This is a genomic window from Aeromonas sp. QDB68 (genome assembly GCF_027707405.1).
Taxonomy (GTDB): Bacteria; Pseudomonadota; Gammaproteobacteria; order Enterobacterales; family Aeromonadaceae; genus Aeromonas; species Aeromonas caviae.
Genome location: NZ_JAPCIQ010000007.1, coordinates 25,884 through 38,984, shown reverse-complemented (window position 1 = coordinate 38,984; position 13,101 = coordinate 25,884). Strand labels below are relative to the sequence as shown.

Annotated in this window: 12 protein-coding genes; all 12 read left to right on the top strand. The window is 62.5% G+C overall.

The genetic code is table 11. From position 1 onward, the window contains the following. The first annotated feature begins 24 nt into the window (after window positions 1-24). The 12 genes from hscA to bamB all read left to right on the top strand — a co-directional run bounded on the left by hscA (window position 25) and on the right by bamB (window position 13,029). Window positions 25-1,872 (top strand): Fe-S protein assembly chaperone HscA, encoded by a 1,848-nt coding sequence (gene hscA, locus PG892_RS04085; RefSeq protein ID WP_052815718.1) that lies wholly within the window; start codon window positions 25-27, stop codon window positions 1,870-1,872. Between the two features lies 1 nt (window position 1,873). Next, window positions 1,874-2,212, top strand: coding sequence for an ISC system 2Fe-2S type ferredoxin (gene fdx, locus PG892_RS04080; protein WP_005299781.1), 339 nt, complete (start codon window positions 1,874-1,876; stop codon window positions 2,210-2,212). A 157-nt stretch (window positions 2,213-2,369) separates the two neighbouring features. Then, entirely contained in the window at window positions 2,370-3,671 is a 1,302-nt protein-coding gene (gene pepB / locus PG892_RS04075) for an aminopeptidase PepB (RefSeq protein WP_223915136.1), read from the top strand. Beyond that, on the top strand, window positions 3,668-4,951 hold the full coding sequence (pepB, locus tag PG892_RS04070) for an aminopeptidase PepB (protein WP_041213015.1): 1,284 nt from the start codon (window positions 3,668-3,670) through the stop codon (window positions 4,949-4,951). Before pepB (PG892_RS04075) ends, pepB (PG892_RS04070) begins: the two co-directional genes overlap by 4 nt. Before the next feature lie 277 nt (window positions 4,952-5,228). Next, window positions 5,229-5,657 (top strand): nucleoside-diphosphate kinase, encoded by a 429-nt coding sequence (gene ndk / locus PG892_RS04065; RefSeq protein ID WP_045524435.1) that lies wholly within the window; start codon window positions 5,229-5,231, stop codon window positions 5,655-5,657. A gap of 167 nt (window positions 5,658-5,824) precedes the next feature. Then, a complete protein-coding gene (locus PG892_RS04060; RefSeq protein ID WP_041213014.1) occupies window positions 5,825-6,928 on the top strand; it encodes a bifunctional tRNA (adenosine(37)-C2)-methyltransferase TrmG/ribosomal RNA large subunit methyltransferase RlmN in 1,104 nt (367 codons plus the stop codon). 11 nt (window positions 6,929-6,939) lie between these two features. Beyond that, entirely contained in the window at window positions 6,940-7,731 is a 792-nt protein-coding gene (gene tapF / locus PG892_RS04055) for a PilW family type IVa pilus biogenesis/stability lipoprotein TapF (RefSeq protein WP_103857947.1), read from the top strand. Beyond that, window positions 7,721-8,641 carry a RodZ domain-containing protein gene (locus PG892_RS04050; protein WP_104454297.1) on the top strand — a complete coding sequence of 307 codons (921 nt, stop codon included), beginning with the start codon at window positions 7,721-7,723 and terminating at the stop codon, window positions 8,639-8,641. The genes tapF and PG892_RS04050 overlap by 11 nt, the downstream gene beginning before the upstream one ends. 10 nt (window positions 8,642-8,651) lie before the next feature. Further along, window positions 8,652-9,782 (top strand): flavodoxin-dependent (E)-4-hydroxy-3-methylbut-2-enyl-diphosphate synthase, encoded by a 1,131-nt coding sequence (ispG, locus tag PG892_RS04045; protein ID WP_119197617.1) that lies wholly within the window; start codon window positions 8,652-8,654, stop codon window positions 9,780-9,782. Window positions 9,783-9,920: 138 nt separating this feature from the next. After that, on the top strand, window positions 9,921-11,198 hold the full coding sequence (gene hisS, locus PG892_RS04040; protein ID WP_103857949.1) for a histidine--tRNA ligase: 1,278 nt from the start codon (window positions 9,921-9,923) through the stop codon (window positions 11,196-11,198). A 3-nt stretch (window positions 11,199-11,201) separates the two neighbouring features. Next, entirely contained in the window at window positions 11,202-11,852 is a 651-nt protein-coding gene (locus PG892_RS04035) for a YfgM family protein (protein WP_010675047.1), read from the top strand. Further along, window positions 11,845-13,029, top strand: a complete 1,185-nt coding sequence (gene bamB, locus PG892_RS04030; RefSeq protein ID WP_029314685.1) for an outer membrane protein assembly factor BamB — start codon at window positions 11,845-11,847, stop codon at window positions 13,027-13,029. Before PG892_RS04035 ends, bamB begins: the two co-directional genes overlap by 8 nt. The last annotated feature ends 72 nt before the right edge of the window (window positions 13,030-13,101 follow it).

Here is a 13,101-nt window from a genome sequence, read left to right as displayed (position 1 = left end):
CTAACGCAGGAATTGTGATTACCCATGGCATTACTGCAAATTGCCGAGCCAGGCCAGAGCGCCGCGCCTCACCAGCATAAACGTGCCGTCGGCATCGATCTTGGCACCACCAACTCCCTGGTCGCCGCCGTGCGCAGCGGCCAGGCCGACACCCTCTGTGACGAGCAGGGGCGTGATCTGCTGCCTTCCGTGGTCCATTACCAGGCCGATACCATCCGGGTTGGCTTCGATGCCAAGCGTGAGGCGGCCCTCGATCCCCACAACACCATCGTCTCGGTCAAGCGGATGATGGGCAAGGCGCTGGCCGATATCGATACCCGTCAGCAGCCTTACGAGTTCGTGGCTACCGAGACGGGCATGCCCCAGTTGCAGACCCGCCAGGGGCTGGTCAACCCGGTGCAGGTCTCGGCCGAGATCCTGAAAAAACTGGCCGAGCGCGGTGCCGCGTCCCTCGGGGGAGACCTCGACGGCGTGGTCATCACGGTGCCCGCCTATTTTGACGATGCCCAGCGTCAGGGCACCAAGGACGCGGCCAGACTGGCCGGTCTGCATGTACTGCGGTTGCTCAACGAACCCACGGCGGCGGCCATCGCCTATGGCCTCGACTCCGGCCAGGAAGGGGTGATCGCCGTCTATGACCTGGGTGGCGGAACCTTCGATATCTCCATCCTGCGCCTGCATCGCGGGGTGTTTGAGGTGATGGCCACCGGTGGCGACTCGGCACTCGGTGGTGACGATTTTGACCATCTGCTGGCGGACTGGCTCAAAGAGCAAGCCGGGTTGTCCGGTCAGCTCGATGCCCGTACCCAGCGCGAGTTGCTGGATGCGGCGGCCAGCATCAAGCACGGCCTCACCGATGCCGATGCCGTTTCCTGCACCTTTGCCGGCTGGCAGGGTACCGTCACCCGCAGCCAGTTTGACGAGCTGATCCAGCCCCTGGTCAAGCGCACCCTGCAGGCCTGTCGGCGCGCCCTGCGCGATGCGGGTCTCGAGCAGGAAGAGGTACTGGAAGTGGTGATGGTCGGTGGCTCGACCCGGGTGCCGCTGGTGCGCGAGCGGGTGGGCGAGTTCTTCGGCCGCACCCCCTTGACCAGCATTGACCCTGACAAGGTGGTGGCCATCGGTGCCGCCATCCAGGCCGACATCCTGGTGGGCAACAAGCCCGACGCCGAGATGCTGCTGCTGGACGTCATCCCGCTTTCCCTCGGTCTTGAGACCATGGGCGGCCTCGCCGAGAAGGTGATCCCGCGCAATACCACCATTCCGGTGGCTCGCGCCCAGGAGTTCACCACCTTCAAGGATGGCCAGACCGCAATGGCCATCCACGTGGTGCAGGGAGAGCGCGAGCTGGTGGCCGATTGCCGCTCCCTGGCCCGCTTCACCCTGACCGGCATTCCGCCCATGGCGGCGGGGGCGGCCCACATTCGCGTTACCTTCCAGGTGGATGCGGACGGTCTGCTGTCGGTCAGCGCCATGGAGAAATCCTCCGGCGTGCAGGCCGAGATCCAGGTCAAGCCCTCCTATGGACTGGGTGAGGATGACATCCTCAACATGCTGAGCGCCTCCATCGCCAATGCCCAGCAGGACATGGACGCCCGCATGTTGGCGGAGCAACAGGTCGAGGCCGACCGGGTGGTCGAGAGTCTCAACGCCGCGCTGGCCGCCGATGGCGAGGCCTTATTGAGCCCCGCCGAGCGGGCCGAGCTGGATGCCGCCATCGCCCATCTGCTGACCATGCGCAGCACGGGCACCACCAACCAGATCAAAGAGGCCATCGAGGCAGCGGATGCTGCCAGTGGCGAATTTGCAGCCCGCCGGATGGATGCCTCCATCCGCAAGGTGCTGACCGGACAAAACGTCAACAAGGTGTGATATGCCAAAACTGATTATTCTGCCCCATCCCGAGCTCTGTCCGGACGGCGCGGCCCTCGAAGGTGCGACCGGTGAAACCATTCTGGATATCGCGCTGCGCAATGGCATCGAGATCGAGCACGCTTGCGAGAAGTCCTGTGCCTGCACCACCTGCCACTGCGTGGTGCGGGAAGGGTTCGACTCCCTCGAGCCGAGCGACGAGCTGGAAGACGACATGCTGGACAAGGCGTGGGGGCTGGAGCCGGAATCCCGTCTCAGCTGCCAGGCCAGACTGGCGGACGAGGATCTGGTGGTGGAACTGCCCAAGTACACCCTGAATCTGGCGTCCGAGCGCCACTGATGACCCCTTAATTACACATGAGTGAATTGCGCGTGCAGCATCTCATGGTGCAGTAATGATATGGTGAAGGCCGTGACCCTTGAGGGAGCGGCCTTTTTTGTGCCCGTGATTTCCCTATTCGTTGATAAAAGTGCCAATAAAAAGGAAGCAAGAGAACATGGCTGACATGATGAACGTAAGGTTGTCGTCCCAGGCTGCCGCCGCCCAGTGGGGCGAGGGTGCCCTGCTCAGTTTCAACGGGGACGAGGCCCATCTCCATCTGGCCGCTGGCCAGGAGAAGGAGGCGCTGCGCGCCATCCAGCGCGCTGCCAGACGCCTCGAGTCGAGCGGCATCAAGCGCATCAAGCTGGTGGGCGAGGGGTGGAATGGGGAGCGTCGTTACGCCTTTGCCCAGGGCTTCTATGCCGCCAAGGGGGTTCGCGAGCTCGATCTTGGTGAACAGAGCGAGCAGGAAGCGGCCGAACTCGCCGCCTTGCTCAAGGCGACCCACTGGGTGCGCGAGGTGACCAACGGCTGCCCGGAAGCCATCTACCCCATGAGCCTGGCGGAGTCCGCTCTGCTGCTCATTCGCAGCCTCGGCGATGACAAGGTGACCGCCCGCATCACCGCTGGCGAAGCCTTGCGTGAATCGGGTCATATCGGGATCTGGTCGGTGGGCCGTGGCAGCGAGCGCGAGCCGGTGCTGCTGGAGCTCGACTACAACCCGACCGGGGATGCCAACGCCCCCGTGGTCGCGGCGCTGGTGGGCAAGGGGATCACCTTCGATTCCGGCGGCTACTCCATGAAGTCCTCCGACAACATGCTGCCGATGAAGTCCGACATGGGCGGCGCCGCCATGGTGACCGGCGCCCTGGCGCTGGCCATCAGCCGTGGCCTGAACAAGCGGGTCAAGCTCATCCTCTGCTGCGCCGAGAACCTGGTCTCCGGCCACGCCTTCAAGCTCGGCGATATCCTCACCTATCGCAACGGCATCTCGGTCGAGATCCAGAATACCGACGCGGAAGGTCGCCTGGTGCTGGCAGACGGCCTGCTGGCCGCGAGCGAAAGCGGGGCTGCCTACATCCTCGACGCTGCCACCCTGACCGGCGCCGCCAAGACCGCGCTGGGCCGCGACTACAACGCCGTGTTTGCTCTCGATGAGGCGGAGCAGGTGCGCGCGCTGGCTGCCGCCAACGCCGAAAACGAGAAGGCCTGGCCGCTGCCGCTCGAACCCTGGCACGCAGGCCAGCTCACCTCGGCCTTTGCCGAGCTGGGCAATGTGGCATCCGCCGAAGGCACTGCCGGCGCCACCACGGCAGCGGCGTTCCTGTCGCGCTTCGTCCGTGACGAAGGCAAGGGCTGGGTGCACCTGGACCTGGCCGCTTCCTATCAGAAGTCGGGCAATGAGCTCTGGGCGACCGGGGCCAAGGGTCATGGTCTTCGCACGATTGCCCGCTGGTTGCAGGAGGTGTGCGCATGAACGTCTGGTTGAGCCGAGAGTTTGCACCGGCCGAGTGGGGGGAGGGGGCACTGCTCTCCCACCGTGCCGACGGCATGGTGATCCATCTGGTGAGCGCCACTCCCTTGCTGGATATCCAGCAGGCGGCGCGGCGCCTGTGCAGCCAGGGGATCCAGCAGGTGGTCCTGGCTGGCCACTGGGAGCGGGAGCAGCAGTGGGCCTTTGCCCAGGGGCTGCAGACGCCCAAGGCGGAAGTGGGGTTGCAGTGGGCCACTTCGTCCGAGGAGGACAGGGAGGAGCTGGAGGCGCGCTGGCTGTGCGGGCGTTGGGTGCGGGAGATGACCAACGCCACCCCGGAGCAGCTGGGGCCGCTGGAGTTGGCGGTCGAAGCCGCTGCCTTCCTCACCGAGCTGGCACCGGACCGGATCAGCCATCGCATCCTCAAGGGAGAGGCGCTGCAACAGGCGGGCTGGGTCGGTCTCTATCAAGTGGGTCGTGGCAGTGACCGCGAGCCCGTGATGCTGGAGCTGGATTTCAATCCGGGCAAGGATCCCAAGGCGCCGGTAGCTGCCGCCCTGGTGGGCAAGGGGATCACCTTCGATTCCGGCGGCTACTCCATGAAGACCTCCCAGGGCATGCTGACCATGAAACACGACATGGGCGGTGCCGCCATCGTCACCGGCGCGCTGGCGCTGGCCATTCTGCGTGGCCTCGACAAGCGGGTGAAGCTCATCCTCTGCTGCGCCGAGAACCTGGTATCCGGCCATGCCTACAAGCTGGGTGACATCCTCACCTACAAGAACGGCACCACGGTGGAGGTGGTCAACACCGACGCCGAAGGGCGTCTGATCCTGGCCGACGGCTTGCAACTGGCCGGCGAGTCTGGTGCGCCGCTCATCATCGACGCTGCCACCCTCACCGGGGCGGCCGTGATGGCGCTGGGAGGGCGTTACAACGCCCTGTTTGGACTGGACAAGGGGCTGGTGAGCCGCGCCATGGCCTATTCGGATGCGGAGCAGGAGCCAGCATGGCCGCTGCCGCTGGAGCCCTGGCATCGCCAGCAGTGCCCGTCCCACTATGCCGACACCGCCAACAGCCGCCCCGTGCCGGGCGGCGGACCGGGGGGGGCCTCCAATGCGGCAGGCTTCCTCTCCCGCTTTGTCCCTGATGAGGGAAGAGGCTGGCTGCATGTCGATCTCGCCGCCTGCTTCAGCGAAAACGGCGATAGTCTGTGGGCGCCCGGGGCCAATACCCTGGGGATGCGCACCATCGCCCATACCCTGCTGGCGGAGACGCGCTGAGTCAGTGAGCGGCATCACAAGGGCACCTCTGGGTGCCCTTTCCAGTGCTGCTTTGCTGAGCAATTGATACGGTTTTGAGGCATTAGCATGCCGATCGTGCGCAAGCGCACATTTTTTCTCTCTGCCCTGGCACAAGATGAGTCACCATGTTGTTTCAAGGATTCTTTTGTTTAACAAAAAGTTGATTTTTTGTGTGTTATTTCGTTTTTTGTTTACGTATAATCGCCGCCGAACATGGATTCCTACAATAAAACTCTGTAGTTAAGGAAAGAACTCAATGGCTATCGAACGTACCTTCTCCATCGTCAAGCCGGATGCGGTCAGCAAGAACCTGATTGGTGCCATTTACAGCCGCTTCGAAAGCGCCGGCCTGAAAGTCATCGCCGCCAAGATGTTGCACCTGACCAGCGAACAGGCCGCCGGTTTCTACGCCGAGCACCAGGGCAAGCCGTTTTATGATGGTCTGGTCGGCTTCATGACCTCTGGCCCCGTCATGGTACAGGTGCTGGAAGGTGAAGACGCCATCCGCCGTCACCGTGAAATCATGGGCGCCACCAACCCGAAAGAGGCGCTGGCCGGCACCCTGCGCGCCTGCTACGCCGAGAGCATCGATCGCAACGCCGTCCACGGCTCCGATGCCCCGGCCTCTGCCGCCCGTGAAATCGCCTACTTCTTCTCCGACGACGAGATCTGCCCGCGCGGCTGATGTTGTTTGCTGGTGACCAAGGGAGCTTCGGCTCCCTTTTGTTTTTTGGTCATCCTGCCAATATCCACTTATTCTCCAGGTGGAAAGCCAGACCCATTATTTGTACAATGCCGCCCCCTGACGTAGGTCAGCCGATAATTTATGAAGTGTGTGAGCTGAGGCCCCTGATGAGCGAAACAAAAACCAACCTGCTGGATCTCGACCGGGATGCCATGCGTGCCTTCTTCGTCGAGTTGGGCGAGAAGCCGTTCCGGGCAGACCAGATAATGAAGTGGATCTATCACTTCGGTTGTGATGATTTCGATCAGATGAGCAACGTCAACAAGGCGCTGCGCGAGCGGCTCAAGGCCATTGCCGAGATCCGTGCCCCCGAGATCAGCCGTGAACAGCGCTCCGCCGATGGCACCATCAAATGGGCGCTGCAGGTGGGCGATCAGGAGGTAGAGACCGTCTACATTCCGGAAGCGGACCGCGCGACCCTGTGCGTCTCCTCCCAGGTGGGCTGCGCCCTGGCGTGCACCTTCTGCTCCACCGCCCAGCAAGGGTTCAACCGCAACCTGAAAGTCTCCGAGATCATCGGTCAGGTATGGCGTGCCGCCAAAGTGGTGGGTGGCAAGCGCCCCATCACCAACGTGGTGATGATGGGCATGGGTGAGCCGCTGCTCAACCTCGCCAACGTGGTACCTGCCATGAAGCTGATGATGGATGACTTCGGCTTCAGCATCTCCAAGCGCCGCGTCACTCTCTCCACCTCCGGTGTGGTGCCGGCGCTGGACATGCTGGGCGACCAGATCGACGTGGCCCTGGCCATCTCTCTGCATGCGCCGAACGACCAGTTGCGTTCCGAGATCATGCCGATCAACGACAAGTACAACATCGAGTCCTTCCTTGCCGGGGTACGCCGCTATCTGGCCAAGTCCAACGCCAACGGCGGCCGGGTGACCGTGGAGTATGTGCTGCTCGATCACATCAACGACGACATGCAGCATGCCCATGAGCTGGCCAAGGTTCTCAAGGAAACTCCTTGCAAGATCAACCTGATCCCGTTCAACCCCTTCCCGGGCAACCCGTTTGGCAAGCCGAGCAACAGCCGTATCGACCGTTTCTCCAAGGTGTTGATGGAATACGGCCTGACCGTCATCGTGCGCAAGACCCGTGGTGACGACATCGACGCCGCCTGTGGGCAGCTGGTGGGAGAGGTGATCGACCGCACCAAGCGCACCATGAAAAATCGGATGCAACAGGATGGGATTTCCGTCAAAATGGTTTAACTCCTAAGCCATTGTATAGACAGGAAATGGATATCCGTACATTGATCGTAGTGGCAGCGCTCTGTGCGCTGCCAGGCTGTGTCACAGAGACCACTTACGCTGGCCAGAATTCGACCCAGCGTGAAGTGGGCCCCGACCTCAAGGCCGCCGCCCAGACTCGTCTCGATCTGGGTATCCAGTATCTGCGCCAGGGCAATGCCGAGCAGGCCAAATTCAATCTCGACCGCGCCCTTCAGTACGATCCCAACAATCCTCAGGTCTACATCGGTTTTGCCTATTTCTACCAGCAGGTGTCGGATTTCAAGGCCGCCGAGGCGAGCTACAAGAAAGCGCTGGCCATGGATCCGTCCAATGCTGACGCGATGAACAACTATGGCGCCTTCCTCTGCAACCGTGGCCGCTTCGACGAAGCGGAAAAGGCGTTCTTGCAGGCCGTCAGCCAGCCCGATTACGTGAAGATCGCCGATACCTACGAGAATGCGGCGCTCTGCTCGATGCAAAATCACAGAAATGACAAGGCCAGCGAGTATTATCGTCTGGCCTTGGGGTATAATCCCCGCAATCCTAGGTTATTGCTGGACATGGCCGAGCTTTCCATGAAAGATGGCAAGCTTCCTGATGTCCAGTCTTACCTCGCGCGCTTTGCCGATGTGGCAGAGGAGAACGAGGAGAGCCTCTGGCTCCGGCTGCGGCTGGCCCAGGCCATGGACAAACCGGCATTACTTCACCAATTCGGGACTGAGCTGGTAAGGCAATATCCCACTTCGCAACAAGCCAAGCGTTACTTAGCCAATGACTACTGAACAGCCACACGATTTCCAAGACGACTCCCAGGCAGCGGGCCCAGGCCAGCTGCTGCGCAACGCCCGTGAACAGCTCGGCTGGACCCGGGAACAGGTTGCGTCCCGCATTCACCTTCGTCTGACCCTGATCGCCGCCATCGAAGCGGATACCTATGACAAGCACACGTCCCATACCTTCATTCGTGGCTATCTGCGGGCCTATGCCAAGCTCGTGGGCATCCCCGAGGAGACCATCCTCGCCGCCTACGAAAAGCTGGGGCTCACTCCCCCCGACAACATCGACATGCAGAGCTTCTCCCGTCGCTCCCGCCAGCAGGCCAATGACAGCCGGCTCAAGGTGGTGACCTGGCTGGTGATCCTGGTGCTGATCGGGCTCTCCGTCGCCTGGTGGTGGCAGAGCACGGCGCGCCGCTCCGCCGGTGACGACGCCCTGGCGGCGACCGAGATGAGCGCGACCGTCAATACGCCGGAAGCGAATGTTGCCCCCGCCGTGGAGGTCGCCGAGCCCGTGCTGCCCGTAGCGTCCGATGCCGTGTCCACCCAGGTTGTGGTGAGCGGTGCCACCGCGACCCTGCCTGTGGTCGCTACGGATGCCAGCGCAGCCGTCCCGACGGACGTTTCCGGTGCGGTCTCGACTGCCGAGAGCACGACCACCGAGCCCGCCAAGGCGCCCCAGCTCAAGATGAGCTTCACCGCCGATTGCTGGCTGGACGTCAAGGATGCCAACGGCAAGACCCTGTTCAGCGGTCTGAAGAAGGCGAACGACGAACTGGTACTGGAAGGACCCGAGCCACTCAGATTCATCATTGGCGCGCCCATGGCGGTCAATCTCGAATATCAGGGCAAGTCCTTCGACATGAGCCGTTACAACAACGGCCGGACTGCCCGCTTCTCACTGCCGCAGGAGTAATCAGTCCGCCATGTCTGTTCACGAAAAGCCCGCACACGAATCACCCATCGTTCGTCGCAAATCCAGACAGATCATGGTCGGCAACGTGCCGGTTGGGGGCGATGCCCCCATCACGGTACAGACCATGACCAACACCAAGACCACGGACGTGGCCGCTACCGTCGAGCAGATCCAGCGGATCGAGCGGGTCGGCGCCGACATCGTCCGGGTCTCCGTCCCCACCATGGAGGCGGCGGAAGCGTTCAAGCTCATCAAGCAGCAGACCCGCATCCCCATCGTCGCCGATATCCACTTCGACTACCGCATCGCCCTCAAAGTGGCCGAGTACGGGGCCGACTGCCTGCGCATCAACCCGGGCAACATCGGCAACGAAGAGCGGGTGCGTGCGGTGGTGGATTGTGCCCGTCACTACAACATCCCCATCCGCATCGGCGTCAACGGCGGTTCCCTTGAGCGTGATCTCCAGGAGAAATACGGCGAGCCGACCCCGGAGGCGCTGCTGGAGTCCGCCATGCGCCACGTGGATTACCTGGATCGCCTCAACTTTGAGAACTTCAAGGTGAGCGTCAAGGCGTCCGATGTCTTCCTGGCGGTCGGTGCCTATCGCCTGCTGGCCAAGCAGATCGACCAGCCGCTGCACCTGGGGATCACCGAGGCGGGTGGATTCCGCGCCGGCGCGGTCAAGTCCGCCATCGGCCTTGGCATGTTGCTGAGCGAAGGGATTGGCGACACCCTGCGCATCTCTCTGGCCGCCGATCCGGTGGAAGAGGTGAAGGTGGGCTTCGACATCCTCAAATCCCTGCGCATCCGTTCCCGCGGCATCAACTTCATCGCTTGTCCCTCCTGCTCCCGTCAGGAGTTCGACGTCATCGGCACGGTCAACGCCCTGGAAGAGCGGCTCGAAGACATCATCACCCCGATGGATGTCTCCATCATCGGCTGTGTGGTGAACGGTCCGGGGGAGGCGCTGGTTTCCGATCTCGGCCTTGCGGGCGCCGCCAACAAGAGTGCCTTCTACGAGGGGGGCCAGCGGGTCGACCGGCTCGACAACAAGGATTTGATCCCGACCCTGGAGCGTCGCATCCGTGCCCGGGCCGCCATGCTGGATCCGGCCAACCAGATCCAGGTGGACAAAGGTTGAACCATGACGGGGCCACCTGGGGTGGCCCCGGCTTTAGGTTGTTGATTTTACATCCCGCATCCGGGCACCCGATTTTACCTCGGGGTCGAAAATCCCTATAATGCGGCCAAATTTTACCTCTTTTTCTCGAGTATCAACGTGGCAAAACAGATCCAAGCTATTCGCGGTATGAATGATTGCCTGCCGGAGCAGAGCCCGGTATGGCAGAAAGTAGAACAGATCCTGCGCCAGGTCGTGGCCAGCTATGGCTACAGCGAAGTGCGCATGCCCATCGTCGAGCAGACCCATCTGTTCAAGCGTGCCATCGGTGAAGTGACCGACGTGGTCGAAAAAGAGATGTACACCTTTGAAGACCGCAACGGCGACAGCCTGAGCCTGCGTCCGGAAGGGACCGCCAGTTGCGTGCGTGCCGGCATCGAGCACGGTCTGCTTTACAACCAGGAACGCCGGATGTGGTACATGGGCCCCATGTTCCGTCACGAGCGTCCCCAGAAAGGTCGCTATCGCCAGTTCCACCAGTTCGGGGTCGAGCTGTTCGGTATCAACGGGCCGGACATCGATGCCGAGCTCATCATGCTGACTCACCGCCTGTGGCGTCTGTTCGGCATCAGCGATCACGTGACCCTGCAGCTCAATACCCTCGGCCAGAGCAGCGAACGTGCCGCCTATCGCGATGCCCTGGTCGCCTATCTGGAACAGTACAAGAGCGAGTTGGACGAAGAGAGCCAGCGCCGTATGTACAGCAACCCCCTGCGGGTGCTCGATTCCAAGGACGAAAAAGTGCAGGCCATCCTTGCGGGAGCCCCCCGTCTGTTCGACCACCTGGGCGAAGAGAGCCTGGCTCACTTCGAAGGGCTCAAGCGCCTGCTCACGGCGGCCGGCATCCAGTTCGAGGTGAACGAGCGTCTGGTGCGCGGCCTCGACTACTACAACCTGACCGTGTTTGAGTGGGTGACCAACAGCCTGGGGGCCCAGGGCACCGTCTGTGCCGGTGGTCGCTACGACGGTCTGGTGGAGCAGCTCGGTGGCCAGCCGACCCCGGCGGTGGGTTTTGCCATGGGCATGGAGCGTCTGGTACTGATGCTCGAAACCCTCGAGCTCAATGCTGACATCCGCCCGGCGGTGGATGTCTATCTCTGCATGGTGGGTGAGGGGACCGAGCAGGCTGGCTTTGCTCTGGCCGAGCGCCTGCGCGATGCTCTGCCGGACTTGCGCCTCATGAGCCACTGCGGCGGCGGCAACTTCAAGAAACAACTCAAGCGTGCCGACAAGAGCGGCGCGGCCATTGCCCTGATCCTTGGGGAGACCGAGGTGCAAAGCGGGGAGATCACCATCAAATATCTGCGTGGCCAGGCCGAGCAACAGACCGTCTCGGTCTATGCCGCCATCGCCCTGCTGGCAGCGAAAGGAGAGTAAGCTGTGGAAGTGTATACCACTGAAGAACAACAGGTTGAGGTCATCAAGAACTGGTGGAAAGAGAACGGCACCTCGGTGATCGCCGGGACCGTGATCGGTTTGGTCGGCCTCTTTGGCTGGCGCTACTACAACGAGATGCAGCAGAACAACCAGGAAGCCGCCTCCCAGGCTTACAACGAGATGACCGCCCAGCTCGCCAAGGGGGATGACGCCGCTCTGGAGCAGGCAAAGAGCTTCATTACCGCCCACAAGGGTGACGCCTATGCCGAGCTGGCTGCCCTGCAACTGGCTGCGGCCGCCGTCAAGGCGGGCAAGCTGGATCTGGCTGCCGAGCAGCTGACCCAGGTGGCCGCCAGTGGCGATGACAGCATCAAGCCCATCGCCGCCCTGCGTCTGGCCCGGGTCCTGAGCGATCAGGGCAAGGCTGACGAGGCCCTGGCCCAGCTTGGCAAGATCAACAACGACGCCTTCAAGGCCCAGGTGGCGGAAGTGCGCGGCGACATCCTGCAAAAGCAGGGCAAGGCCGAAGAAGCGCGCGATGCCTATCAGGCGGCGGCGGATGCCGGCGGCCTGCAGAGCAGCGCCGAACTCAAGCTGAAGATGGATGATCTGGCGCTGCCAGCCGTCACTGCGGGCGAGGCTCCGGATGCGTAATCTGTACAAGCGAATGGCGCTGGGGGTGGCTGTCTCCTTCGCCTTGCAGGGCTGCTCCCTGTTCAGTTCGGAAGAAGATCTCAACCCCATGGCACCCCTGCCCAAGGTCGAGTCCGCGTTCACTGCCGATACCGCATGGTCCTCCTCGGTCGGGGATGGCATCGGCGACTTCTACTCCCAGCTCAAGCCGGTGGTGGAAGAGGACCGCATCTATGCAGCGGCCCGCGATGGCGATGTGACCGCCTTCGAGCGCGAGAGCGGCAAGGAGCTGTGGAGCGTGGATCTGGCAGATCTGCCCATCAACGCCGACAAGCGTAGTGCCCGTCTCTCCGGTGGTCTGGTCTCTCGCTACGGCAAGCTGTTCCTCGGGTCCGAAAACGGGGTGGTCTACGCCCTGAACGAGGCCAACGGCGAAGTGCTGTGGCAGACCACGGTACCTGGGGAAGTGGTGGCGAGCCCCGCCGTCGAGGATGGCCGCGTGGTGGTGCTGACCACCTCCGGTCGTCTGGTGGCGCTCGATACCGACGAGGGCAAGCTGCAGTGGACCCTGTCCGAAGAGCAGCCGCCCCTGACCCTGCGCAGTGCCGGCGCCCCCATCATCACCAACGGTGCCGTCATCTATGGCCGCGCCGATGGCAAGGTGGGCATCGCCCTGCTGAGCAACGGCCAGCCGGTGCGTCAATCCAAGGTGGCTGACCCGCGCGGCGCCACCGAACTGGATCGGATGGTGGACGTCGATGCCAGCCCGCTGATTGCCGGTGATGAGCTCTACGCCATCGCCTACAACGGCCAGTTGATGGCGCGCAAGCTGATGAGCGGCGACGAAGTGTGGAAGCGCAAGTATTCCGGTTATCGCGATATGGCGGTGACCGGCAATGCCATCGTGCTGACCGACAGCCGCAGCCATCTGTTTGCGGTCGATCGTCGCAACGGTCTCGAGTTGTGGTCCAACACCCAGCTGGAAAACCGCACCGTGACCGCCCCCGTCATCCTGGGTGACTATGTGGTGGTCGGCGATGTGGAAGGTTACCTGTATTGGCTGGACCGTACCGACGGGACCATCAAGGCCATGCAGCAGCTCGACAGCAGTGGTCTCTATGCCGCTCCGCTGGTGGAGGGTGACACCCTGTATGTGCAGAGCCGTGACGGCAAGTTGTACGCCCTCAAGCGTCCTTGATCGTCCGATAATGTGAATATCCGGCTCCTGGTCTTCGGACCCGGAGCCTTTGTCGTCTTGAGAATGAGGCTT